Source organism: Oleiharenicola lentus (assembly GCF_051660365.1).
GTDB classification, from domain to species: domain Bacteria; phylum Verrucomicrobiota; class Verrucomicrobiia; order Opitutales; family Opitutaceae; genus Lacunisphaera; species Lacunisphaera lenta_A.
This window is the reverse complement of the sequence record NZ_JBOZXB010000002.1, coordinates 91,445-116,588: the sequence shown is the minus strand read 5'-3', so window position 1 is coordinate 116,588 and position 25,144 is coordinate 91,445. Positions and strand designations below refer to the sequence as shown.

The following is a 25,144-nucleotide window of genomic DNA, read 5'->3' as shown; positions in this document are numbered from 1 at the left end:
CCGGCCACTGCGCCGGGCTTTTTTATTTCGAGGGCGAAACCGCGTCGCGCACGCAACGAAACCCGACGTGATTGCTGCCCGTATCGGGCGCACCCTTGCCACGCGACCCTACCATGTAGCGTGTGCAATATTGATCCGTGCAAAGGAACGAGCCGCCGCGTTGCACGCGTTTCGGCACACCAGGTTCTTGCGGATCGAAACTCGTTTCGCGCGCCGGGCCGCGCGGGTTTTGCACACTACCTTCTTTCACGTCCGCGATTTGAATTTGGTAAGCGTCAGGACGATACCAATCGCTGCACCATTCCCAGACATTACCCGCCATATCGTAGAGCCCGTAGGGGTTGGCGTCGTAGTGGCGCACGGGAGAACTGCTCGCGAAACCGTCAGCCTGGGTATTCTCGTGGGGAAACGCGCCCTCCCAGATATTCGCCATCCAGCGACCGCCGGGCTGAAGCTCGTTACCCCACGTGTAGCGCTCACCGTCGCGGCCACCGCGTGCCGCGTATTCCCATTCGGCTTCGGTCGGGAGACGTTTGCCCGCCCATTTCGCGTAGGCTTCGGCGTCTTCGTAAGCGATGTGCACCACGGGATGTTTTTCGCGGCCCTGCAGATCGCTCGCCGGGCCTTCGGGGTGTCGCCAATCCGCCCCAGGCACGTAGCTCCACCAGGCCAGCGCATTGGTGAGCGCCACAGGCTGATTGGGCGGCGTGAACACCACGGAGCCCGCGACGAGTTTGTCCAACGGCACCCCCGGATAATCTTCGGAGCGCGGTTTACGTTCGGAAAAGGTTACGTAGCCCGTCGCTTTCACGAAAATGGCAAACTGCTCGTTAGTCACCTCGGTCGCATCCATCCAAAACCCATTCACCCGCACCCGATGAATGGGTCGTGCATCGTCCATGGTGTCGGGCCCGCCGCAAATTTCACGCGTCGGATCAGTCGTGCCCATGGAAAATTCGCCGTTAGGAATCCACACCATGCCCGCAGGCGCGTCGGCCAAAGTCTTGGCAGCGGTTAAACTGGCCGGGTTTTGCGCGGCCAGATATTTGTGAACCCCAGTCCAGCCGATGATCGCCCCTAGCACGATTGAGATAAGTAAGGCGGCAACTTTACGCGTCATGGCGACCGGGGAAGTCCTAAAACACAGAACCCCTTGATTTCTCAAGGGGTTCTGAAAATGGAGCGGGAGAAGAGACTCGAACTCTCGACGTCCACCTTGGCAAGGTGGTGCTCTACCAACTGAGCTACTCCCGCGTGGGAGAGGCGGAGTATTCTGGGCATGTTTTGTCCGTCAACCAGAATTTTTACGGTTTTGTCGTTCCTTGGATTTTGGGGCATTTACAGCTTCCCCCGACAGAACTGCGCTGTTGATGTTACGCGCACCCATGACCGTCCGGAAAGCGAAACCTGCTCCCAACCGCCCAGCTTTCTCCCACGAAAGCACTTCCGCCGAGCGTCTCGCCGCGTGTAAAGCCTACCTGCAAGCCGAGGCCGACCGCATCCAGAAGAAGCACGAGGCTGGCGAGCCGGGCCAAAAAATCGCCCAAGCCCTCGCTTTGCGCATGGATCGGCTGCTCCAACCGCTGTTTAACAATGCCCTCGAATCATGGCGTCAGCAGCACGGCGAACCACCCTCGCCTGTCTGCTTGATCGCTCTCGGCGGCTACGGCCGCAGCGAACTCAGCCCGTTGAGCGACGTGGACGTGATGTTTCTTTATCCTTCCACGACGAACGCGAAGAACCCGAACATCGCCAAGTTTCAGGAGCACCTCTCGAACGAAATCCTCTATCCGCTCTGGGATCTGAAATTAAAAATCGGCCACTCCACCCGCACGCTCGCGGAAGTGTTCAGCGAAGCGGGCCGCGATATCCGCACCAAAACCTCGCTGCTCGAATCGCGTCTCATCGCGGGCTCACAGACGCTCTACGAAAATTTTGCGGAGACTTACCGGAAACATTACCTGACCGACGAGCCCAAGGCCTACATCTCCGCCCGCCTCTCCGACCAAGGTTCGCGCCGCGCGCAGCATGGCGACACCGTTTACATGCAGGAGCCGGACATCAAAAACGGCGTCGGCGCGCTGCGCGATTATCAAAACGCTCTATGGATGGCGCGCGTGCGTCTCGGTATCACGGAGCTGAAAGAGCTCGTGCAGCAAAATTATCTGCATGCAAACGAGCTCCGCGATTTCCAACGCGCGTATCATTTTCTGCTCCGCGTGCGGAACGAGCTGCACTACATGAGCAAGCATCCGACGGATGTGCTCAATCTCGAGATCCAGCCGCGGCTTGCCGCCAATCTCGGCTATAAACAGGAAGTGCTGCTCGAACGCGTCGAGGCGTTCATGCACGATTACTACCGCCACGTGCAGGCGATCTTCAGCATCTCGAAAATTATCGAGCAACGCCTCGCCCTCACCATCGCGGCGGGCCCGGGTATTGTCGGCTCGCTAAAAAACATCCTGCTCGCGCGCCGCTCCGAACGCACGAAACGCATCGATGGCTTTATTCTTCGCGGGCGCGAACTGGCCGCGGAAACTCCCACCGTTTTTAAAGAAGATCCCGTCCGCCTTATCCGCGTTTTCCGCCACTGCCAACAACTCGGCTGCGCGCCCGACGTTGATCTCGCTGCGCTCATTCGCGGTTCCCTCAATCTCATCAACAAAAAAGTCATCGAGTCCGTAGACGCCAACCTCGCGTTTCGCACGATGCTCGAAGAGTCCGGTCAGGTTTATCCGGCGCTTTCCTTGATGCACGAACTCGGCGTGCTCGGCCGTTTCGTGCCGGAGTTCAAACCGCTCACGTGTCTCGTCCAGCACGAGTATTACCACCGCTACACGGCGGACATTCACACGCTGAGTGCGATCAAGGAATTGGACAAAATTTTTACACCGACCGGCTCCAGTGCGGAAAATTATCGCGACGAACTCCACAAGACCGCCGCGCCCGCGCTGCTCTATTTAATTTTGCTCCTCCATGACATCGGCAAGAGCGAGGGAATCCAAGGCCACGCCGAATCCGGCGTCGTGATCGCGCGCTCGGTTTTGCAACGCCTGCAAGTCGATGCCGACCAGCGTGAGACGGTGAATTTTATCATCAAAAATCATCTGGTTATGGCACGGTTCTGGCAGAAGCACGATCTCGATGACCCCCAAACATCCGCAGCCTTCGCCGAAATTATTGGAGACCCTGACCGTCTCCGCTACCTCTACGTCCACACGTATTGCGACGCCAACGGCACGTCAGCGGGCCTTTGGAATGGCTACAAGGATTCACTCCATCGCCGCCTGTTCGACACCACGCTCGAACGCCTGACCCTTGGTGAAAAAGTTGAAACCCGACTTCGCGAAATCAAGGAAATGACCCGCCAGAATCTCATCGCCCAAACCATTCCCGGCATCAGCGCCGACGAAATCAGCGCGCATTTCAATCTGCTGCCCGAGCGTTATTTCATTCAGACCGACGCTCCGGAAATCACGCTGCACATTCAAATGGTGAACCGTCTCCTGCGTTCGATTTCGAACGCGGAATCGCTCGGCTCGCTCAAACCGGTCATCGAGTGGAAGGACGACATCAACCGCAGTTACACCACCGTGCACGTGGTCACATGGGATCGCGCGGGCCTCTTCTACAAACTCGCCGGCGCGTTCAGCGTCGCGGGCCTCAACATTCTCTCAGCTAAAATAACCACACGCACCGATCACATCGCGATCGACACGTTCCACATCGTCGAACCCGGCCGCGGCGTCGTGCAGAATCAGAAAGCCATGGAGACGTTCGCGCGCACCGTCGAAGACGCGCTCGTGAGCAGCAAAGATCTCCTTCCAGAAATCACGGCACAGGCGAAAAAATACGCCGCCGCCACCCGCTACACCACGCAAAGCCAGGAATTGCCCGCAACGTTCCCGCCGACTGTCGAAGTGTATCACGAGATTTCCCTGAATCGCACCATCGTGGAAGTGCAGGCGCACGATCAGATCGGTCTGCTCTATCGTTTGGTGAAATCAATTTCCGATCACGGCTTCGACACGACGTTCGCCCGCATCAACACCGAGCGTAGCATCGCCATCGACACGTTCTACATCGAGCCGCACAACCCGGAAGAGAAGCCCGATCTCGCACGCTTGGAAACTTTGCGTGACGCGCTGCGCGCAGTCATCACGCCGGTCGCCGTCGAGACCAAAGCCGCGGTTTAAATTTCTCTCCCCAAGCTCGCGCAATCCTGTTCAGCTTCGCGCGAATGACTTCGGACGAGACGAGTGATTTAACCGTGCTCTACCGCATCGCCGCCTTGGCGACGCGTGCGAGCGACGCGACCGTCGCGCAAAACGAAATTCTCGCCGCCATCATGGCCGCATTTCCCGCTGACAGCGGTTCGCTCGCGCTCCTCAGTGCCGAAAGCGGCCGCCTCGAAATCTACGCCAAACAAGGCCTGCCTTCCGAGATCGGCGAATTCGCGCTGCGTCCCGGCCAAGGCGTGACTGGCTGGGTCGCGTTGCACGGAAAAGCATTTCTCGTCGCCAACGTCGCCGCCGAACCGCGTTATATTTCCGCCCGCCAAGGCGTCCGTTGCGAAATGGCCGCGCCGCTCATCGTCGAAGGCCGCACGATTGGCGTCATCAATCTCGACGCCGACCGCGTCGCAGCCTTCGACCAAGCCGCGCTGCAGCGTCTCGCGCGCTATGCCGAGGAAGCCGGCTCAGTGCTCCACCGTCTCTGGCAACTCGAACGCCTCCGCGCCAACTCCACGCAGCTCACCACGCTCGTCGAACTCGGCCACGCGCTCGTCACCCAGCTCGCGCCCGAAGAACTCCTCTCGACGCTCACGCACAGCGGCCGCGCCCTCTTTAACGCCAAGCTCTGCCTCCTCCACGATTACGACAACACGCGCCGCGAACTCCGCCTGCACGCGTGGTCGACGGCGGGCGATGCCGCCACCGCCGAACTCTCGCTGCACCAGCAAACCGTCCCCGCCGATTCTTCGCTGCTCGCGTCGGTAATCCGCTCGGGAAAATCCACCGAATTTCAAAACATCAACGATCCCGGTTTTAGCGAAGCCGCCGACCTGCCGAACGATCGCACGCTCTGCTCGGCGCTCGCCGCACCCATCATTCTCGAAGGCGTCCCCTCCGGCGTGCTGTCAGTCTTCTACGACACTCCGCACCGTTTTAGTAACAACGAAAAACGCCTCTTCGCCGCGCTCGCGAGTTTCGCCGCCGTCTCGCTGCAAAACGCCCGCCTCTATGCTCGCGTTTTTCACTCCGAGGAAGTGCTCCGCAAAAACGAAACGCTGACCACGCTCGGCATGCTTGCCGCAGAGATTGCGCACGAAATCCGCAATCCACTCCTCGTCATCAAACTACTCCACGGCACGCTAGGCGTAGATTTTTCAGCCGAAGATCCGCGCTTGCGCGACTTGCAGGTTATCACCGAGAAAATCGAGCAACTCGAAGAAATCGTTTCCCGTGTGCTTTCTTTTGGCCGCACGCCCAACGCCATGCACTCGCGCTGGTCGCTCGCCGAAATCCTCGACGACACCCTCGTGCTTTTGCGAGCCAAGCTCGCTCAAGCCAACGTGCAACTCCACTTCACACCTCCCACTCGTCCGCTCCTGGTCGACGCGAATAAAGGCCAGCTTCAACAAGTTTTCCTCAACCTCGCCATTAATGCGCTGCAAGCGATGCCTCACGGCGGCGAGATCACGATTAGTCTCACCGACGAAAAAACCACCATCGGACGCAGCGTGCATGTGGATTTCACCGACACCGGCGGTGGCATTCCGGAGGCAATTCAGCCGCGCATTTTCGAGTCATTTCTTTCCGGCCGCGCCGACGGCACCGGCCTCGGCCTCGCCATCGCGAAACGCATCATGAAAGACCATCACGGTGAACTGACGCTGGCAAACACCGGCCCACGCGGCACGACGATGCGCGTCACGCTGCCGCTGATTAGTTGAGCCTGTAGCGCTTTCGACCTCTCCTAAAATCTCTTTTTTGGAGGCGGGGCCATCAGCTAAGCAAGAGGTGGCTCGCTATCGCGCCAAATTGCCCGCGAGCGAGCAACCTACACGTGAGACCCCATCACTCTTCCAACTCCACGTTCCAATACGCGACGTCGAGGAAATCCTTCCACTTCTCGTGGTTGTGATTGCCGAGCACGAGCGAGATGACCGGGCGCCACTTCGGTCGCACGGGTTTACGGATAAGGCGCATGTGGGCTTCGTGCGGCAGGCGGTTCGCTTTGCGGGAATTACATTTGATGCACGAACACACGATATTTTCCCACGTGGTCTTGCCGCCATAGTGACGCGGGATCACGTGATCGAGATTCAACGCCTCGCGCTCGAACACCTGGCCGCAATACTGGCATTTGTCGCCGTCGCGTTCGAAGACATTGTTCCGCGTCAGCTTCAGCTCCTTGCAAGGCAGCCTGTCGAAAAACGTCAGCAGAATCACGCGCGGCAACCGGATGTTGCGATTGATCGTGCGCACCGTTTCCAACGCATCGATTGGCGGGTTGAAGACCGAGAAATCGATCCAATCCATCAACGAGTAAGTGCGAAACGCGTCCTCAGTTTGGTGGACAACCTGCGCCTGCTCGCGCGCCAGCAGCGCAAACGCCCGTCGGGCGCCGATGACGTTTACTGCCTGCCAGAGGCGGTTTAAAACGAGCACCGGTTGGTCGAGAGCGACTTCCATGAGCAACGGGCTTTGGGATACGGGCGCGCTAAACCCCTGTCAAGCGACGGGCTGTGATATCTGTGTGACACAACCCGTCTGCCGAAAAATCGACGACAGCCATCACGCGCTTGGCGGAACGATCGACGGTTTCAACGATTGGTTTTTGATGCGAATGCCCGCGAGTTTCGTCACGACAAGCTCAGCGTGTTCGCTCAACACATCGACGTGCGTCTGGTCTTCGTGGATATCAATCGCGCCGACGATATTTGCCGGCAGACGCGTGACGCCCGCAATCTTGCCGACCAAATCAGCCGGCGTCACGAGGTGCGCGCGACCGACGTTGAACGACACCGTGGAGAACCCCGGTTCGCGACCGGTGCGCGCCTTGCGTTCGTAAGTGCGTTTTTGCGCGGCGAACTTGTCGCCCGACGGAGCGGGTTCACGCGGCGCGCGTTTCTCGGGAACGTATTCACGTTCCGGCGCGATGTAGGCTGGCGCGGTCGACGCAGCGGGTTTCGCGGTTGCGGGAAATGCCGACGGTTTGGGCGCGGCCGCAGCCTTAATTGGAGCCGGCGCCGGAAACTCAGAACGAACGGGCCCGGCAGTCGGGGCCGCTGGTGCCGCGGTGGATGCGCCACCGATTTTCTTCGCGGGCGATTTTGGCGACTCCGCCGCCGCGTCGCTTTGCATCATGTAGATGAGCGCGGAAGCGATATCCGTGCTCGTGTGGCCCTGCTCCATCAGGCGATCCAGCACCTGATCCTGCGGCTTGAATTTCTTTTCTTCGAGCGTCGTGCGCAATTTCTCCACGAACACATTGCCCTTGGCCTGCTCGACTTCATCGAGTGACGGCACGCGTTCACGACGGATTTTGATCCGACCGTAATGCACCATGTTCTGCAGTTTGTAGAGCTCGCGGCCCGACACGAAGGTGAACGCCTTGCCCTTGCGTCCCGCGCGACCCGTGCGGCCGATGCGGTGCGTGTAATCCTCAGCGTCGTTCGGCAAATCGAAATTAAACACCACTTCGAGATCGTCGACGTCGAGACCGCGCGCCGCGACATCAGTCGCGATGAGAAATTCGAAACCACGGCGGCGGAACTTGTCCATCACGCGCGTGCGTGTGGCTTGCGTAATGTCGCCATGCAAACGATCCACCGCGTAACCGCGCGCGTGCAGATGCTCGTCGAGTTCATCGACCATGATTTTCGTGGAGCAGAAAATAATCCCGAAGCGGAAATCATGCAGATCGATGAGCCGGGTGAGCACTTCGATTTTCGAACGACGATCCACTTCGTAGTAAATCTGTTCAACCTGCGGCGCGTTCTGCGCGGACGCCTCGATGCGCACCCACTCTGGATTGCGCGTGAACTTCTTGATCAGTTCTTGAATCACGCGCGGCATCGTCGCCGAGAAAAACAAGCACTGGCGCTCCGCCGGCACCGATTTCAAAATGTGTTCGATGTCCTCACGGAAGCCCATGTCGAGCATGCGGTCAGCCTCATCGAGCACGATCATCTTGAGCGCATCGAGACGTAACGAGCCGCGCTCCATGTGATCCATCACGCGACCCGGCGTGCCGATGACGACTTGCGCGCCCGCGTCGAGTGCGCGGAATTGGCGCTCGTAGCTTTGGCCGCCGTAAATCGGCACTTCCATCAGGCCCTTCTTGAAAAACGCCAGCTTGCCGAATTCTTCCGCCACTTGCACCGCGAGTTCGCGCGTCGGGCAGAGCACGAGCACCTGGACTTTTTTGAGGTGCGTATCGACTCGCTCAATCGCCGGAATCGCAAACGCCGCCGTCTTGCCCGAGCCAGTGGCCGACTGGCCCACGAGATCACGGCCCGCCAGACCGAACGGAATCACCGCAGTTTGGATGGGCGAGGCTTCCTCGAAACCCATCTTATCCACGGCTTTCAAAATTTCCGGCGACAAGCCGAGTTCACTGAACGGACGTTTTTCCATGCGCCCCACTGTGCGTGCAGATTTGGGAAAGAGAACCTTAATCCTCACTCGGAAATTCCCCTCGCTTTAACGTGCGTTTTGACGGTTAATGACCCTTATGCCATTTGCCAAACTCGGGCTGCCGCCCTCCCTGATCAACGGTGTGAAAGCCATGGGCTACGCCGAACCGACGCCCATCCAGTTGCGCGCCATCCCTGTCGTGCTCGGCGGCGGCGACCTCATCGGGTCGGCCCAAACCGGCACCGGCAAGACTGCCGCGTTCGCTCTTCCCACCCTCGCCCGCCTCGGCAAACACGAGCCCCGTGGCCCGCGCGTCCTTATCCTTGAGCCCACCCGCGAACTCGCCGCCCAAGTCGAGACCGCCTTCCGCGATTTCGGCCGCTTCACCGACATCCGCGCTACCGTCGTCCATGGCGGCGTCGGCTACGGTCGCCAGCGCAGCGAAATCCAAGCCGGCACCGACATCGTCATCGCGACGCCCGGTCGCCTCATGGACTTCCTCAACGAGAAGACCCTCCGCCTCGACAACCTTAAGATCCTTATCCTCGACGAAGTCGACCGCATGCTCGACATGGGCTTCGTCAAAGACGTGAAAAAGATCATCGCGATGTGCCCGAAAGAGCGCCAGACGCTGTTTTTCTCCGCCACGATTCCGCCAGAGATCGACGCCATCGCGTCGTTTGCCCTACGCAATCCTACCCGCATCGAGATCGGTGTTTCCCGCACCGTTAACAAATCCGTCACGCACGCGTTTTATCCCGTGTCCGCCGGCCTCAAGTTCGACCTCCTCGTCGCGCTGCTTGAAAAAACCGATTTCCACAGCTGTCTCGTCTTCTCGCGCACCAAACACGGCGCCGACAAGATCGCCCGCAAACTCAAGGCCGCGAACCATTCCGTCGCCGTCCTTCACGCCAATCGCTCACAGTCGCAACGCGTCGAAGCCCTCGAAGGCTTCAAATCCGGTAAATATGAAGTGATGGTCGCCACCGACATCGCCGCACGCGGCATCGACGTCGCGGGCGTTTCGCACGTCATTAACTACGACATTCCCGCGAATCCGGAAGATTACGTCCATCGCATCGGTCGCACTGGCCGCGCCGCCGCCGTCGGCGATGCGTTCACGCTCACGACGCCCGATCAGGCCGACGATATCCGCGCCATCGAGCGCTTCATCGGCCAGCGCGTGCCGCAACTTCAGCTCGAAGGTTTCGACTATTCACGCCAACCTGTGCGTCCTCCGATGCCTGCCGGTGGCTACCCGCAACACCAAGGCGGCCACGGCCAACGCGGTGGACATCAAGGCGGCCAGCGCTCCGGCGGCGGCCAACAACGTCAAGGTGGCCAGGGCGGCGGTGGCGGGCGCGGTCAGGATTCGCGCCGCGACAACGGCCCGGCCCCTCGCTCGCAAGGTCAAGGTCAGCCCGGCAACCGTCCCGCCGGCCCACAAGGTGGCCAGGGCGGTCAAGGTGGCGCGCAGCCTGCGCCTCGTAAGTTCGGCGGTCTTTCCCGCGGAACTTGGAACCGTCGTTAAGAGTCCCACCTCGCCTCATGATTAACTTCAAACGCCTTTTCGCCGCAGCGCTTGCTGCGGCTTTCGTTCTCGCGCCATTTGCCGGTGCCCAAACCAAGACGACACCGGAAGTGCCCACTGCTGCCCCGATGCCCGCTGCGGCTCCCGCGCCAGTCGAGAGCGCCGTCATCACGGAATTCAAAGTCCTCTTCGCAAAAATCTCCGCGAAACTCGAGAGCTTGAAAGAGCAGCCGACCGAGGCCGCGCTCACGGAGGAAATTAAAGAATTCGACGCGCTGCTCGCCAAGTATTCCGCCGAGAAGACCGACGACGTCGCTTCGATTCACCTGATGAAGGCCCGCCTTTATCTCGAGGTGTTCGACGAAGGGGATAAAGCCCTCGTGATCTTAAAAAGCGTCAAAGCGGATTTCCCGAACACCGAGGTCGGCAAGAATCTGGATAGCATCATCGACGCCGTGGAAAAACAAATCGCCTCCGCCAACGTCCTCGCCGTCGGCAAACCGTTCGCTAATTTCACCGCGACCGATCTCGCCGGCAAAGAATTTTCGCTCGATGCCTTTAAAGGTAAAGTCGTGCTCATCGACTTTTGGGCCACCTGGTGCGGCCCGTGCGTAGCCGAGTTGCCTCACGTTCAGGCCGCCTACGAAAAATACCACGCCAAGGGATTTGAAATCATCGGCCTAAGCCTCGACCGCGAACGCAGCAAGCTCGACGATTTCCTCGCGAAAAACAAAATGCCGTGGACGCACCACCTCGACGAGAATGGCAAGATCGCCCAGGAAAACGGCATCAACTCCATTCCCTCGACGTTCCTCTTGGATAAAGAAGGTAAAATCGTCGCCAAAGACCTCCGCGGCGACGCCCTCGAAAAAGAACTCGCGAAGCTGCTGAACTGAGCGCGCCAGAAGGAATAGAAATAAGGCAGGGGCGGTTATCCCTAACCGCCCTTTTTTATTGGTCGGACCTGACCTCCGGGCAGGCCGCTAAAGATCCCCGCCACGCGCGGTCCGCTCCGAGATCGAGCCCTACCTTGGAAACAAAGGTGAGCGCCAGTCTCAGCTCCGGCGACAGGCCGCGAACGCAACAGCGTGTGCGCAGACACTGAAGCGTCGGGGCGGAGACCGACGCCCACCTCGATCCGCTATTCTGTAGGCCGAGCTTTATGCCCGACCTACATTCGCGGCGCCTCAACGCACCTGCAACGTGTCGCCGGAATATTCGAGACCGAGCGACGGCACAACGACTGCCTTGCGGCTGCCTTCTTTCTTCACGCGACCTGCGACCCACGCGTCATTGCCGGCGGCTTTTGCCGCGGCGAGCGTGGCTTCAACTTGGCTTTGCGAAATGTAAGCGGCAAAACCGACGCCCATGTTGAACGTCGCGTAAGCTTCGCGCAGCGTGATCGGGCCGGCTTCCATCATGAATTTAAACAGCGCCGGAATCTCGCGCGGCGTCGTGATCTCGTAAATGAACGGTTCGTCGAGCCGCATCAACTTGCGCCAGCCGTGGCCGGTCACGTGCGAAACGTAATTCAGCTTCACACCCGCTTGCTGACAGCGCGCTACAAAATCGACATAGATGACAGAAGGCGCCAGCAGTGCTTCGCCATACGTGCGCTCATCCCCATGGCCAATCGGAGTCTGGTAACCTTGCGGTAGTTTTTCCGCAATCAATCGGCACAGCGAAAGTCCGTTCGTCTGCACGCCGGAGCTCGCGAGAAAGATGATCGCGTCGCCCTCTTTCACATCGCCGGTGATCCGGAGCGATTTCGGGAAAACCTTACCGATCGCCGACCCTGCGAGCACGATCGCTTCAGGGTGCACGATGCCGCGCAACGTCGGCGTTTCACCACCGCCCCAGACCGCACCCGCTTGACGACAGCCTTCCGCCCACCCTTCGACGAGCGCTTCCATGCGCTTCGCATCGGTAAACCACGCGGACTCGCCGACGGCGGCGTGCATCGCCACGGAGATGGGCAATGCACCGCACGTGATCAGGTCGTTCACGATCGTAGCGACGGTATCGATGGAAATCTCGCGATAAAAATTCTTCCCCGTCTGCGCATACACGACGTCCGCCACGAGATTTTTTGTGCCGAGACCTTCCTCGACGTGCGCGAGGAAATGATCCGCCGCTTCCATCAAATAGGAACTCTCGCCGCGCGTCGAAGCCGGCTCGGCGTAGCCGTGCTTCGTGAGCAACGGCGCAGTCGTCTTGGCCGCGCGTTGGCAGGCGCGCTTAAACGCGTCGAGTTGGTCGTAATTAACGCCGGAGGATTCGTAGGAAAGGCTCATGAGGTAATGGGCTCAATAGCTCCGGCCTTCGCTCTTTTCGTAGTAATTCACGTAGGCCTGATTCACGACGCGGTAGCCACCGGGCGTCGGATACTTTCCCGTGAAATACCAGTCGCCGGTGTGATTCGGCAGCGCGGCGTGCAAGTTTTCGATCGATTGGAAAATGATTTCGATTTCGCCCTGCCAACCGTTTTGCGGCGGCGAGACGAGCTGCGTGATTTTCGCAGAAATCTCCTCGGCGGTGAACGGCTCGTAGATTTTCCGCACGTGATTCACCGGCTCAGCGGAGGGATTTTTCAACTGCTCCCGACAGAGGTGATACACTTCTTGAATGATGTTCGCTTGACCGCGTTCCTTCAAAAGGGTGATCGCGGCTTCGAACGCCACAAACTTGCCGATCTCCGACATATCGATGCCGTAGCAATCCGGGTAGCGAATCTGCGGCGCCGTCGACGCGATGATGATTTTCTTCGGATTGAGGCGTTTGAGAATGCGTAGGATCGAGCGGCGCAATGTCGTGCCGCGCACAATGGAGTCGTCGACGCACACCAGATTATCGCCGTCTTCGACGACGCCGTAAGTCACGTCGTAAACGTGCGAGGCAAGATTGTTGCGAGACTTTTCCTGACTGATAAACGTCCGCAGCTTCACGTCTTTGGTGACGATTTTTTCGCCACGCGGCCAGTTATCGAGAATCAGATGGTCGACGAGTTTCTCGTCGAGTGTGCCATTTTTCGCGGCGTCGAGCAGCGTCTGTTTCACTTCGGAACGACGGCGCAAACGTAGCTCGCTCATGAGTCCGAAATAAGCGACTTCTGCCGTGTTCGGGATGAAACTGAAAACGGATTTCGCGAGATCACCGCTAACCGCTTTCCAGATCTGCGCCGTAAGGCCGGCGCCAAGCGCTTTGCGTTCGCGGTAGATGTCGGCGTCGTTACCGCGCGAAAAATAGATGCGCTCGAACGTGCATTGCGTCTTCGGCAGCGCCGCGCGGATGCGTTCCACGCGCACTTCGCCGCCTTTCTTCATGATGACGGCGCAGCCCGGTTCGACTTCGTTCACCTGCGAAGCTTCGACTTCGAAACCGGTGCACAGCGGCGCGCGCTCCGAGGCAAACGCCACCACTTCATCATTTTCAAACCAGTAACAGGGACGAATCCCCGAGGGATCGCGGCAGACGAATCCGTCGCCGTTACCGAGCACGCCGACGAGCGAGTAACCGCCGTCCCAATTCGCCGCAGCCTTGCGCAAGACACGGCCCGGATCGATTTCTTCATTGATGCGCCGTGAAATCTCGGTGCCAGGCAGGCTCTGCGTTTTCAGCGCGCGGTAAAGGTCTTCGTGTTCGTCATCGAGACAGAAGCCGATGCGTTCGAGGATTGCCTGCGTGTCGGTTGCGAAAATCGGATGCTGACCGATCGCGATGAGCGAGTCGTTGAGTTCGGCGGTGTTGGTCAGGTTGAAATTCCCCGCGAGCATCAAGTTGCGCGTCGGCCATGAACTCCGGCGAAAAAACGGATGACACGCGCTCATGTTATAACCGCCCGAAGTGCCGTAGCGCAGGTGCCCGAGATAAAGTTCGCCGCAAAAATCGAAGCGACGCTTCGCTGTCTCCGGAAATTCCGGATGCACCGCACCTTCATTCACGAGCGTGTTGTAGCGCGTGAGCAACGCCTGAAAAATTTTATCGAGCGGATTGGTTTCCACGTTGCGCTCGCGGAACATGTAAGGCTCGCCCGCCGGCACGTCGAATTTCACGCACGCCACACCCGCACCATCCTGGCCACGATTGTGCTGCTTTTCCATCAGGAGGAACAGCTGGTTAAACCCCCACAGCGGCGTGCCATACTTCTCCTGATAATAGGCGAGCGGCTTTTTCAACCGCACCAAGGCAATTCCGCATTCGTGGCTAATGAATTCGCTCATGAAAGCGTCCTGATTTCGCGAACGCCGCCGGATTGGTCAACGGCTTTCTCAAACTCGTGTGACTTAAGAGCTAAAGCCGCAGGCACACAGCCTTTCAGCCGGCACAGGTCGCGCTCTGCCAGCGGGTTGCCCAACAGTGTTTTCGATATGGTCACCATGAGCGCACGAATCTGTGTCACATCTTCTAATTTACAAGCGGCCCGCCGCATGCGCGCGATTTCGCTCAAGGCTCGCCGACTAATTGCACCGCGTCGATTTGCTTCCAACCCACACGCAGCCGAAGATCCAAAGTGATCCTCACGCGCGCGACCAAATACTCCGGCTGCGACGCGCGCACGGCAAACCACGTGATCGCGCCGGGGGAATTGGCCAACCCGGCCGCATCGCGGCCTTCCCACCACACATGACTCGTGCCGTCAGGTTCGATCGCTTCGAGTTTGATGATCACGCCAGGATTCAACGTTTGGCGCACGCGGACTTCCGTCGCACGCACCGGCGTCGCGAAGGCCAGTTCCAGCCATTCGATTTCCTTAGAGTCGCCGCTGTGACACCACGCATTGGAATTGTCGCTCCCCTTCGGCACGTTGGGCGCGCCCGTTGCTTGCGCGGGCGAATAACCGACCCCATTCGAATAACGAGAACCCGCCGTGGCCGCACTCGCCCATTGGCCCAGCGGTTCGGAGAGAATTTTAGCTTCTGACAATTCGCTCGCTGCGACCAGCACGCCGACCGTCTGCGCGCCAGGTTTAGTCGCCATTGCAGTTATCGATGCAGCCGCCTGCGCTGACCGTGCAGGCGTTGCGGGAGTCGCCGGTTTCGCCGACTGCGGGTTCGGATCAGCCGGTCGCGCCGAGGGCGCCACGGGCGCGACTTTTTCCACCGGCAGCGCTTTCTTCGCTTCCGCCAGAGTTGCTTCGACCAACTCGCGCGGCGGCCACGACCACGCAGGCGGCGATGCTGCGGCGGCATTCTCGGGCTGCTCCAATTGAGTTCGCAGTCGCAGACGAAGCTCAACCAGTTCCAACGGCGGTGGGCCTTTGACCGGCCCGGTCGATGACACGACCTGATTCGCAAACCACAACGCGGCGCCTACATTTCCGGCGCGTTCCGCCACTGTCGCGCGCAAGACCCACACGCGCGGCTCCTTCGGATTCGTCTTCAGAAATTCATCGAGCATTTGCGCTGCCCTCTCGAGTCGATCGGCCACCATGGCTTCGCCCGCCAGCGCGAGCGTGCGTTGCACGGAGTTCGATTTACTCGCAACGACTTTCACTTTGCGCGATGGCGCCGAAACTTCACCTCGCCAGCCGTCGCCTGAGTCGACGCGTAATTTCACGCGCAGTTCGTAGTCGCCCGGCGCGACACTTTTCATCGCCGCTTCCGATATCAGCCAACCGCCACCCGCGCGACGCGTCGCATCCAGCGTCGCACGCGGCGAATCTGCCCGCCCCAACAACACCGCACGCACCGAGTTTCCGCGATTTGCCGTCGACACCAACTCCACGTTGACCGCGTCGGTCCACGCGCCTTGCGCAGGAGCGAGCATGAGCCTTTCTTTCGCGCCGGGGGCCGTGCGCAATTCGACACCAATCATCAACGGCTCGCCCACTTCTACCGTTTCGCCCGACGTCCCGCGAAAGCCAAACGAAACCACGGGATTGGTTGCGGCGTGCAGGCCAATCGCCGACCACATCGCGAGCAACACGAAGCCCATTCGCCCAAAGAGAAAAATTGCGCGCGCTTTCATTAGAATTGCGAAGCCCGCGGAGGAATCGCGTCGTTGGGACAGAGTTGCCCGAAACAATTTCCGCCCCCCGCGCCGGCGGGGCCGTGCCGCGATTGCGGTTTGTGGCCGGGTGCATTCACGCCGGTGCCAGCAGGCGAACGACACAGATAAAAACCGATGTGCTCCGCGCCCGCCGCGATCCGGTAAAATCCTTTGCCGCCCGCCATCTCATAAAGGTCGGCGAAGTAATAACGCATGATGCACTCCTGATGGCCGGAATGCTGGCCGCCTTGGACGCCGACTTGTCCCTCGATTTGAAAGACACCTCCGAGCGACGATTCGCGGTAGAAATCGAAATCGCGCTCGGACATTCTCGGATAGTCCGCATCGCCCGGTCGCCCCTGATAAATCCCACGCATCGTGTCATTCCATTTCTGGCGCTCGCTCGCGAGACTTTCGCTTTGCTGGATTTTTTGCGCGACATCCGAACCATCTTCATCACGCAATTCGTAAACCGGCGCGGCGCCCAGGTTGATGCCGAAGCTCGTGAAATACGGCCGGCCGAGTTTATTTCCCGGATGATCGACGGAGTAAAACTGCAGCCGCACCGAACCATCGCCGGTGCCGTGTTCGACTGCGCCGACCGAGTGCATCAATTCGTGCGCGATGGCGCGATCGTAAGCACCGGATGCCTCGCTCGCGGGCAGATTGAACGGTTTGCTAAAATCACTCTCCGCGTGGCCACGCGGCAAAATACCGATGCCCCGCGTGAGACCGGGACGCAGTGCGATGTGCTTACCCTCGTTCTCCGGTGTCGGCACAGTAAACGCACCCGAGCCGCCGAGTTTCTCCGCCGAATCGAAGGTTTTAATCCACACGCCGTGCTGATCGACCACGTGCGCACCTTCCATGTAATTTTGATTCATCAATCGCGTATCGACCGCCATCTCGTTTTCCGATTCGAGCACGTGCACATTTAAATCCGAGAGCGCCGCGAACAAACCAATGCCCTTCTCCGCGTCCGGCCCGATGCGATTCAGCACGAAAAAATCTTTTTTCTTCGGATCCCCGCCCATCGGTTCACCGTTCACAATCCAGCCACGGTATTCTTCGTAGAGCGCGAAGCCGTCGCCTTTGTTGCCGTCACCGACCGGATCATTTTCGTCGTCCAAATCGTCCGCGCCGGATTTATTTTCCTCCTTCCAGCCCTCCGCGATGTGCGAATCAGGATTCCGCTTCGGCACCCGCAGACCGAACTCCGATTTCCCTGTCAGCTTTCCCTGCACGCGGCGCCCGTCGGCCATCACGGCAGTCACTTGCAAGGTCGACCACCCGCCCATGTCGAATGGCACAATTTTCGCCGTGTCGGAAAATCCATCTTTCACCGCGCGCCGCATGCGCTGTTTCTCTTCTTCCAACACGAAAAATTCCCCGTCGGCGTCGAGTTCGAGGTCGCGACGTCCGTCGTAGAAGTTATCGCCCATCACAGGATAATTCATCGCCACGCCCGGTTCCGTCGACGTTCCGACCAACTCCCAAATAAATTCCGTGACCTTCACCGGAGGTTTTCCGCCATTCGCGGTCGTGACGTTGGCTTTGACGACGAGCGGCTCGCCCGCTTCTGCCTCGGCGGTGGTTTTCGGGCGCCACTTTTTGTAATCCGCCGGCTCTTCAATTTCCAATTTCAATTCTTCCAGCGAAGCCGGCTCCAAATGCACCGTGACAGTCCACGTTGGATGCGGATCGACGCCGATCAAAGGCGACGAAGTGATCTGCGTCGTCTCGACCGGGCCGCTCCCGGCAAGCACGTAGCCCTTCGCGGGAAATGGAAAACGCGGCGTCCGCCTGATTCCAAACACGCTCGAAGTTTGCTGGTCACGCCATACCTGCCCGGAATTAAGGGTGATGGTTTTATGGACCTCGGACTTTCGTTTGACACTGCCCTTCATTTGAAACGCCCAGCCTAGTTTCGGGCTAAACCTCAATTCCGGAGCCTCGTCTGAATCGAGTTCCATCGACCCGCTCGTGCTGAACCGGCTGACCACGGTGCCTTCCTTTCCGGTGAGCACGCAACGATACGCGGAATCCAAAGTCGAACTCACCACGCGTCCGCGCCACACTGCGGGTTCATCTTCGAATTGATCGAGATAAAATTCCACTCGCAGCGTCGCATCATAGGTGAATCTCGCGCCGGGAATTTTAAACGGAAGCAGGTTCTCGTTGCTCCGCGTCGACGCCGTAAACGTGCCGCGCCATGCTTTCACGCTGTGGAAACGCGCTTCCGGCAACTCGTCCGCCACCGCGACAGTGACCGCAATCATCCCCGCGATCATCAACCCACCGCACTTAAAGCCAGAATTTGGCATAGAGATATTTTATCCGGGACGCGGCGTCACGAGGTCAACGGCTTTGTTTAATCTAACCGTCTAATCCTGAGCGGTCTAGGGTGATGTCTTTATTTGAATTTTAACTATGGCCGTGCGCCCACTTGACGCGCCCGCTACGTTCGCGAACATCTCGTTTTTACCGACATGCTGACACTTCGCGGCTCTTCTGCCCTCTCCCAATTTCGCATCCAGAAGCTCCTCTCGGACTTCTCCGGCACCGGCATTCCGGTCACCGCGCTGACCGCGGAATTTTTCCATGTCGCCGAGTTGACGACCCAGCTGAACACCGAGGAACTCACCATCCTCGAACAGCTGCTCACCTATGGTCCTAGCCGCGCCGTCGAAGCCCTCACCGGCGACACCGTGACGTTGGTGATCACGCCGCGCCCGGGCACGATTTCTCCCTGGTCGTCCAAAGCCACTGACATCGCGCACATCTGCGGCCTGGCGAATATCAAACGCCTCGAACGCGTCGTCGTTTACACGCTCAGCTTGTCCGTGCCTTACGCGGAACTCGGCAGCGAAAAACTCGATACGATCGTCGCCAAGCTGCACGACCGCATGACGCAGGCGGTCTTCACCAAGATCACCGACTGCGCCGAACTTTTCCAACATGAGCAACCGCGCCCGCTAACCAGCGTGCCCATGCTCAAAAAAGGCCGCGCCGCGCTCGTCGAAGCGAATGCCTCACTCGGTCTCGCGCTCGCGGATGACGAGATCGATTACCTCGTCGCCGCCTTCACCAAACTCGGCCGCGACCCGAACGACATCGAGCTGATGATGTTTGCGCAGGCCAACTCCGAGCACTGTCGCCATAAGATTTTTAACGCCACGTGGGAGATCGACGGTTCCGCCAAGGACAAGTCGCTCTTCCAGATGATCAAGAATACCTACCAGCTCCACAGCGAAGGAATTCTCTCTGCTTACAAGGACAACGCCGCGGTGCTCGTCGGCTCCCGGGGTGGTCGGTTCTACGTCGATCCGCGCACGGCCGAATACTCCGCGCACGACGAAGACATCCACATCCTCTGCAAGGTCGAAACGCATAACCACCCAACCGCGATCTCGCCCTTCCCCGGCGCCGCGACCGGCTCGGGCGGCGAAATCCGCGACGAAGGTGCCACGGGCCGCGGCTCGAAACCGAAAGCCGGTCTCGTGGGTTTCACGGTTTCAAATTTAAAACTCCCCGGCGCGATCCAGCCGTGGGAAAAAGATCACGGCAAACCCGGCCGCATCGTCTCCGCGCTCGACATTATGATCGAAGGCCCGCTCGGCGGCGCCGCGTTCAACAACGAATTCGGCCGCCCCGCCATCAACGGCTATTTCCGCACCTTCGAACAGGAAGTGCCGGCCGCACTTCCTGCAGTTGAAAGCCCGAAGTTGAAAGGTGAAAGCCGATCAGCAAACAAACCAGGTTCGGTCTCTCAACCTTCAACTTTCAACTCTCAACTCCGCGCCACGGAGTGGCGCGGTTACCATAAGCCGATCATGCTCGCCGGTGGTCTCGGCAACATCAAAGCCGACCACGTCCAGAAAGGCGCGATCAACCCTGGCGACAAACTCGTTGTGCTCGGCGGCCCCGCGATGAACATCGGCCTCGGCGGAGGCGCCGCGAGTTCGATGGCGAGTGGTTCCGGCAGCGAAGACCTCGATTTCGCCAGCGTGCAACGCGACAACGCCGAAATGGAGCGTCGCTGTCAGGAAGTCATCGATCGCTGCTGGGCACTCGGCGACGAGAATCCCATTTCCTTCATCCACGACGTCGGTGCCGGCGGCATTTCCAATGCGCTGCCCGAGCTCGTGAATGACGGCGGCCGCGGCGGAAAATTTAATCTCCGCAATGTCCCCAACGACGAGCCCGGCATGTCGCCGCTCGAGATCTGGTGCAACGAATCGCAAGAGCGTTACGTCCTCGCCGTGCCCGCCGACCGCATCGAACTGTTCGCCAAACTCTGCGCACGCGAACGCGCACCGTTTGCCGTCGTCGGCGAAGCCACCGAGGAAAAGAATCTCGTTCTAGAAGACCCGCATTTCGGCAATACGCCCATCGATCTCCCGCTCGAAGTCTTGCTCGGCAAACCGCCGCGCATGCACCGCAAGGAAGCTTCGCTCAAGCGCCCGCAACAACCGCTCAACTTGTTTACTTTGGTCGGACCCGAAATCGCGGCGGGCCGCGGCCGCAACGACCCGGTCTTCGTCAGCGCGGCGCTCAAGGAAGCCGCCAAGCGCGTGCTCTCGCATCCCGCCGTCGCCGACAAAACATTTTTGATTTCCATCGGCGATCGCACGCTCGGCGGTCTCATCGCGCGCGATCAAATGGTCGGGCCGTGGCAGGTGCCCGTCGCCGATTGCGCCGTCACTGCCGCCTCGTTCGACGTTTACACGGGCGAAGCCATGTCGATGGGCGAACGCACGCCGGTCGCCGTCAATAATGCCGCCGCCTCCGCTCGCCTCGCTGTCGGCGAAGCCCTCACGAATCTCGCCGCCGCGCAAATCGGCGATCTCAGCAAAGTAAACCTTTCCGCCAACTGGATGGCCGCGCCCGCCGTCCCCGGCGACGCCGCCGATCTCTACGCCGCCGTGCACGCCGTCGGCATGGAACTTTGCCCCGCGCTCGGCATCACGATTCCGGTCGGCAAAGATTCGATGAGCATGAGCACCGTCTGGAAAGACGGCGAAAAATCGAAACGCATCACCGCGCCGATCTCGCTCATCGTCTCGGCGTTCTCGGCGGTGACCGACATCCGCCAAACGCTCACGCCGCAGCTCAAGCGGAACGATCAGCTTTCAGCCGTCAGCGATCAGTCAGCCGACACTCAACTCTCATCACTCAACGCTCAACCGGAGTCCGAGTCCGTTCTTCTCCTCGTCGATCTCGGTCGCGGCAAGAATCGTCTCGGCGGTTCGATCCTCGCGCAGGTCGTTTCGCAAATGGGCGAAGCGACGCCCGACGTCGACAGCGCCACTGATCTCAAGAATTTCTGGAACGTCATCCAAAAGCTCGGTCGCGAGGAAAAACTCCTCGCCTACCATGATCGCTCCGACGGCGGTTTGTTTGCCTGCGTCACGGAAATGGCCTTCGCCGGCCACACCGGCGTCGATCTCGAAATCCCGCATCTGCACGAACCGTTCGCCGCCCTCTTCAACGAAGAACTCGGCGCCGTCCTCCAAGTCAGCGAAGAACACCTCGACGACGTGCTGCTCGCGTTCCGCGAAAACGGCCTCAAAGCCTGCGTCTCCCGCGTCGGCAAACTGAACCAGACGTTCAGCCTGAACGTCGTGCAAAGCGGCAAGACACTTTACACCGAAGACCTCACGAAGCTCCGCGCCCTCTGGTCCGACGTCACGCACCGCATCGCCCGCATGCGCGACAACCCCAGCGCGGCCGATCAAGAACACGCCCTGCGTCTCGACCGCCGCGATCTCGGCATTAATCCGAAACTGACCTTCGACGTTCAAAGTTCGAAGTTCAGCGTTAAAAGTTCAGCGAAGCCTTCCGTCGCCATCCTCCGCGAGCAAGGTGTCAACGGTCAGGTGGAAATGGCCGCTGCATTCGACCGCGCGGGTTTCCGGGCCGTCGACGTGCACATGACCGATCTCCTCAGCGGTCGCGTCTCGTTGAAAGATTTCCAAGGCCTCGCCGCCTGCGGTGGTTTCAGCTACGGCGACGTCCTCGGGGCTGGCGAAGGCTGGGCGAAGAGCATCCTCTTCCACGCGCGCACGCGCGACGAGTTTGCGGCGTTCTTCGCTCGCGAAGACGCTTTCGCCCTCGGCGTGTGCAACGGCTGCCAGATGGTCAGCAATCTGAAGTCGATCATCCCGGGTGCCGCCCACTGGCCCCGCTTCGTGCAAAACCAAAGCGAGCGTTACGAGGGCCGCTTCGTTTCCGTGAAGATCGAAAAGAGCCCCAGCGTCTTGTTCGCCGGTATGGAAGGCTCCGTCGTCCCGATCGCCGTCGCTCACGGCGAAGGCTTCACCGAGTTCAAAACCCGTGCCGACGCCGAAGCCTGCAGCAAGTCCGGTTACGTCGCCGCGCGCTTCGTCGACAACTTCCACGAAGCCACGGAGCAATACCCACTCAACCCGAACGGTTCACTTTTCGGCATGACCGCGCTCACGACCACCACCGGTCGCGTCACGATCATGATGCCGCACCCCGAGCGCGTCTTCCGCAGCAAGTGCATGAGCTACGCCCCGAAAACCTGGGGCGAAGACAGCCCCTGGATGCAGCTCTTCTACAACGCGCGGAATTGGGTGGATTGAGTTAAACGCAATAAACACGGTGAAGAAGCTCTAAGAAATCTGGCCTGATATGTTCGTGATAGCCCAAAAAACAGTGTTTTGATGACGCTATGATGACTCCACTCGACAGAGCTGAAGTGCAGCGTGTGATCGGAAATTTTCACACTGAGGCTGACTACAGACGCGAAATGGAAAACTGGCCGCTGGAATGGTTCGACTATGCATCCCAACGAATGCAGCCAGGCTATTTTACGCTCGTAAGCGACGGCATCGAGCGCCGGGCATGGCTCAAGGAGCAACGAGCACAGAGGATTAAAAGCATAGAACGTGAAGAGGCGGAAACTGCGGAGAATCGCCGGCATACCCAGCAAATCGATGTTGCTAAGGAGGCGAACGAAATTTCCAGAACATCAAATCGGCTTAGTATTTTTGCCTTAATAATATCAATAGCGGCTGCGGGATTTAGTCTTTGGGTTTGGTATTACCCTTCCAAGTAATTCCTTAGTTCTAGCCAGAGACACTCAGTCTTCAGTTGGTCCTATTCCGTTGATAAAACAGTCGGTTTCAAACGCACCGCTGGTAAAGTGACAACATCATCACGCGCGACCCATCAAGGCTCGTGAAAGCGGACATGTTGCCAGGTCGATATCCACGCCGCGGCGGTAGCGTTCGAGTAACTTGACGGAGCGTTGCGCGAGCAGGCGACGGACTTCACGGCGTTTTCCTTTCACGAGCGGGATGCGCATCGAATCGTAACCCGTCGTTTGGTGACGCATCCACGCGATCGTCGCGGCTTCGGCACGCCGTTCGATCGGGATGCGCTCCGTGCGCGCCACGGTGCCGCTGCCGACGGGTGTGGCGTGGGCGGCGATTCGTTCGGCCATGGCGTCCGCGGCAAAACGGTGCGTGGGATGGAAATTGAGAAACGCCAACACGGCGTCCCGGAAGTCGCCCACGTAAACCAATTGTTCCTCGGCTCGCCGCGCCCGTCCCGCCTCGAGTTTACGCTGATACGCGGGATCACGACGCTCCAACTCCAATTCGATCCGCAGTGCCTTGATGCGAATCGCCGGAGCCCAGATACCGCGCGAGAAACGTTTCCGGCCTTTCAGTTCGATCACTGTCCACGTGGGGCCGTCCTGCTTGATGCGACGGCTCAGGGCGGCATCGCCGGGCGGCAGCAAATCCCATTCCGCCGGCACGGCGAGCACGCCGGCGTCGTGACTCAACACGTGACGCGGCGTGGGATGAGGACGAACTTCGCGGGTTTGGTTCGGCATGCTAAAGGCGAATCGAAGCTCAGTTCTCTTCGCGCTCGTCACCGTCATCGTCCGACGATTCTTCAACGTCTTCTTCATCCTCCGGCTCGTCTTCATCGAGTTCAACAGAATCATCGTCGGCGCTGTCACGAAGACTGACTTTCTCGGTCACCGCAGTCGCCGTGTCCGCCGCGCCCAGATTTGCCGGGAGAACGTTTTCGCCGCGCAGTTCGCGTTCGATCCAGTCTTTGATGCGGATGAGTCCTTCGCGGCGCTTCGGGTCGTCACGGCGCATGCTTTCGAGCAATTTGATCGTTGCGGCGGCGTAATCGTTGGGCGTCGAGCTCGCCATCTTGCGCAACTCAAAGGGATTGATCTCGCCGTTGCGGATCATCTGACGCGCCTCGTATTCGAGTTCGTTGGTCGAGCCGCCGAGCGCCCCGCCATCGCCACCGCTCTTGGCAAAGCCGCCGCCGCTCCCGCCACCACCACCGCCCTTTTCACTGGAAGGTTCTTCACTTTTACCACGCGGCTGACGCTCGACGGCGCCGGGATATTGTTTTCCATCGCGCCCCGTGACCGTGGTCACTTCAGGAATGCGCCCCGCTTTTTGCATCGCCTGACGGCAGTTGCGCACGAGTTCGGCGGACACTTTGCAAATTTCGCTGATCACCGGATTCGCCAGTTCCGGCCATTCTTCGAGCGCGATTTCCACAGAGTTACGCTTGTCGCCGTTGTTGCGGTAAACGCCATTTGTGGAGTTCGCGCCCAGTGCGTGACGCAACGCTTCCGTGCGGCCACCGGGTTGAACTTCGGCGGAAATCGTGGAACGCTCGTTGCGTTTCGTCGCGAGAAACCGGTGAAATCCGTCGGCTAACCAGTAAGTCGCACCGTCGAAATAAACCTGAATCGGCGGAAACACCACGCCACGCATCATTTCGTCGGCATAGCTTTCGATGGCATCGTCGTTGGTCTTCACGCGCGCCTGCGTGCCGCCGTAGATGTTGATCTTCTCGAGGGGGATTTCTTGGGAAATGGTCTGCATGAAAAAGGCGCTCTTTGTGTCGCCAATGCCGGACGCCGCACAAGGGCAAAACCGCTTCCCCTGAAATTAAATTTTCGCGCTTTGCGGGA

General features: G+C 59.5%; 16 protein-coding genes and 1 tRNA gene. 6 read left to right on the top strand and 11 right to left on the bottom strand.

Annotation, left to right across the window (positions count from 1 at the left end; translation table 11 throughout):
* Positions 1–22: 22 nt before the first annotated feature.
* The gene (locus ACRRQW_RS15275) at positions 23–1,120 is read right to left on the bottom strand and encodes a formylglycine-generating enzyme family protein (protein ID WP_438482462.1); all 1,098 of its coding nucleotides are present in this window, start codon (positions 1,118–1,120) and stop codon (positions 23–25) included.
* Positions 1,121–1,178: 58 nt separating this feature from the next.
* Positions 1,179–1,254: transfer RNA gene (locus ACRRQW_RS15270), tRNA-Gly, on the bottom strand.
* A 131-nt stretch (positions 1,255–1,385) separates the two neighbouring features.
* Here ACRRQW_RS15270 and glnD point away from each other — a divergent pair.
* Both glnD and ACRRQW_RS15260 read left to right on the top strand, forming a co-directional pair.
* Positions 1,386–4,196: a [protein-PII] uridylyltransferase gene (gene glnD, locus ACRRQW_RS15265; protein ID WP_438482461.1), complete on the top strand. Its 2,811-nt coding sequence runs from the start codon at positions 1,386–1,388 to the stop codon at positions 4,194–4,196.
* A 44-nt stretch (positions 4,197–4,240) separates the two neighbouring features.
* Positions 4,241–5,956 (top strand): GAF domain-containing protein, encoded by a 1,716-nt coding sequence (locus tag ACRRQW_RS15260; protein WP_438482460.1) that lies wholly within the window; start codon positions 4,241–4,243, stop codon positions 5,954–5,956.
* 124 nt (positions 5,957–6,080) lie between these two features.
* Here ACRRQW_RS15260 and ACRRQW_RS15255 read toward each other — a convergent pair whose 3' ends face one another.
* Entirely contained in the window at positions 6,081–6,698 is a 618-nt protein-coding gene (locus ACRRQW_RS15255; RefSeq protein ID WP_438482459.1) for an HNH endonuclease, read from the bottom strand.
* 102 nt (positions 6,699–6,800) lie between these two features.
* Positions 6,801–8,645 (bottom strand): DEAD/DEAH box helicase, encoded by a 1,845-nt coding sequence (locus ACRRQW_RS15250; protein ID WP_438482458.1) that lies wholly within the window; start codon positions 8,643–8,645, stop codon positions 6,801–6,803.
* Between the two features lie 97 nt (positions 8,646–8,742).
* Between ACRRQW_RS15250 and ACRRQW_RS15245 the strand changes: the two genes are divergently transcribed.
* Both ACRRQW_RS15245 and ACRRQW_RS15240 read left to right on the top strand, forming a co-directional pair.
* Positions 8,743–10,176 carry a DEAD/DEAH box helicase gene (locus ACRRQW_RS15245; protein ID WP_438482457.1) on the top strand — a complete coding sequence of 478 codons (1,434 nt, stop codon included), beginning with the start codon at positions 8,743–8,745 and terminating at the stop codon, positions 10,174–10,176.
* Between the two features lie 17 nt (positions 10,177–10,193).
* Entirely contained in the window at positions 10,194–11,072 is an 879-nt protein-coding gene (locus ACRRQW_RS15240; RefSeq protein ID WP_438482456.1) for a TlpA family protein disulfide reductase, read from the top strand.
* A 291-nt stretch (positions 11,073–11,363) separates the two neighbouring features.
* Here ACRRQW_RS15240 and ACRRQW_RS15235 read toward each other — a convergent pair whose 3' ends face one another.
* From ACRRQW_RS15235 to ACRRQW_RS15215, 5 genes are read right to left on the bottom strand one after another with little or no spacing between them, the layout of a single operon-like run.
* Positions 11,364–12,470 (bottom strand): AIR synthase related protein, encoded by a 1,107-nt coding sequence (locus tag ACRRQW_RS15235; RefSeq protein ID WP_438482455.1) that lies wholly within the window; start codon positions 12,468–12,470, stop codon positions 11,364–11,366.
* A 12-nt stretch (positions 12,471–12,482) separates the two neighbouring features.
* Entirely contained in the window at positions 12,483–14,396 is a 1,914-nt protein-coding gene (locus ACRRQW_RS15230; RefSeq protein WP_438482454.1) for an amidophosphoribosyltransferase, read from the bottom strand.
* A complete protein-coding gene (locus ACRRQW_RS15225) occupies positions 14,393–14,623 on the bottom strand; it encodes a hypothetical protein (RefSeq protein WP_438482453.1) in 231 nt (76 codons plus the stop codon). Before ACRRQW_RS15225 ends, ACRRQW_RS15230 begins: the two co-directional genes overlap by 4 nt.
* A complete protein-coding gene (locus tag ACRRQW_RS15220) occupies positions 14,620–16,143 on the bottom strand; it encodes a hypothetical protein (protein WP_438482452.1) in 1,524 nt (507 codons plus the stop codon). Before ACRRQW_RS15220 ends, ACRRQW_RS15225 begins: the two co-directional genes overlap by 4 nt.
* A complete protein-coding gene (locus ACRRQW_RS15215) occupies positions 16,143–18,488 on the bottom strand; it encodes a hypothetical protein (RefSeq protein WP_438482451.1) in 2,346 nt (781 codons plus the stop codon). Before ACRRQW_RS15215 ends, ACRRQW_RS15220 begins: the two co-directional genes overlap by 1 nt.
* A gap of 165 nt (positions 18,489–18,653) precedes the next feature.
* Between ACRRQW_RS15215 and purL the strand changes: the two genes are divergently transcribed.
* Together purL and ACRRQW_RS15205 are read left to right on the top strand one after the other, a co-directional pair.
* Positions 18,654–22,772, top strand: a complete 4,119-nt coding sequence (purL, locus tag ACRRQW_RS15210) for a phosphoribosylformylglycinamidine synthase (RefSeq protein ID WP_438482450.1) — start codon at positions 18,654–18,656, stop codon at positions 22,770–22,772.
* 89 nt (positions 22,773–22,861) lie between these two features.
* Entirely contained in the window at positions 22,862–23,248 is a 387-nt protein-coding gene (locus ACRRQW_RS15205; RefSeq protein WP_438482449.1) for a hypothetical protein, read from the top strand.
* A gap of 99 nt (positions 23,249–23,347) precedes the next feature.
* On the opposite strand, the gene ACRRQW_RS15200 is transcribed toward ACRRQW_RS15205, so the two are convergent.
* Together ACRRQW_RS15200 and ACRRQW_RS15195 are read right to left on the bottom strand one after the other, a co-directional pair.
* Positions 23,348–24,031, bottom strand: a complete 684-nt coding sequence (locus ACRRQW_RS15200; protein ID WP_438482448.1) for a DUF2293 domain-containing protein — start codon at positions 24,029–24,031, stop codon at positions 23,348–23,350.
* Between the two features lie 19 nt (positions 24,032–24,050).
* Entirely contained in the window at positions 24,051–25,055 is a 1,005-nt protein-coding gene (locus ACRRQW_RS15195; protein ID WP_438482447.1) for a ParB N-terminal domain-containing protein, read from the bottom strand.
* Between the last annotated feature and the right edge of the window lie 89 nt (positions 25,056–25,144).

Bases quoted from the DNA above. Each gene is read 5' to 3' on its own strand.
- ACRRQW_RS15275 (WP_438482462.1), bottom strand. From the start codon at position 1,120: ATGACGCGTAAAGTTGCCGCCTTACTTATCTCAATCGTGCTAGGGGCG.
- glnD (WP_438482461.1), top strand. From the start codon at position 1,386: ATGACCGTCCGGAAAGCGAAACCTGCTCCCAACCGCCCAGCTTTCTCC.
- ACRRQW_RS15260 (WP_438482460.1), top strand. From the start codon at position 4,241: ATGACTTCGGACGAGACGAGTGATTTAACCGTGCTCTACCGCATCGCC.
- ACRRQW_RS15255 (WP_438482459.1), bottom strand. From the start codon at position 6,698: ATGGAAGTCGCTCTCGACCAACCGGTGCTCGTTTTAAACCGCCTCTGG.
- ACRRQW_RS15250 (WP_438482458.1), bottom strand. From the start codon at position 8,645: ATGGAAAAACGTCCGTTCAGTGAACTCGGCTTGTCGCCGGAAATTTTG.
- ACRRQW_RS15245 (WP_438482457.1), top strand. From the start codon at position 8,743: ATGCCATTTGCCAAACTCGGGCTGCCGCCCTCCCTGATCAACGGTGTG.
- ACRRQW_RS15240 (WP_438482456.1), top strand. From the start codon at position 10,194: ATGATTAACTTCAAACGCCTTTTCGCCGCAGCGCTTGCTGCGGCTTTC.
- ACRRQW_RS15235 (WP_438482455.1), bottom strand. From the start codon at position 12,470: ATGAGCCTTTCCTACGAATCCTCCGGCGTTAATTACGACCAACTCGAC.
- ACRRQW_RS15230 (WP_438482454.1), bottom strand. From the start codon at position 14,396: ATGAGCGAATTCATTAGCCACGAATGCGGAATTGCCTTGGTGCGGTTG.
- ACRRQW_RS15220 (WP_438482452.1), bottom strand. From the start codon at position 16,143: ATGAAAGCGCGCGCAATTTTTCTCTTTGGGCGAATGGGCTTCGTGTTG.
- ACRRQW_RS15215 (WP_438482451.1), bottom strand. From the start codon at position 18,488: ATGCCAAATTCTGGCTTTAAGTGCGGTGGGTTGATGATCGCGGGGATG.
- purL (WP_438482450.1), top strand. From the start codon at position 18,654: ATGCTGACACTTCGCGGCTCTTCTGCCCTCTCCCAATTTCGCATCCAG.
- ACRRQW_RS15205 (WP_438482449.1), top strand. From the start codon at position 22,862: ATGATGACTCCACTCGACAGAGCTGAAGTGCAGCGTGTGATCGGAAAT.
- ACRRQW_RS15200 (WP_438482448.1), bottom strand. From the start codon at position 24,031: ATGCCGAACCAAACCCGCGAAGTTCGTCCTCATCCCACGCCGCGTCAC.
- ACRRQW_RS15195 (WP_438482447.1), bottom strand. From the start codon at position 25,055: ATGCAGACCATTTCCCAAGAAATCCCCCTCGAGAAGATCAACATCTAC.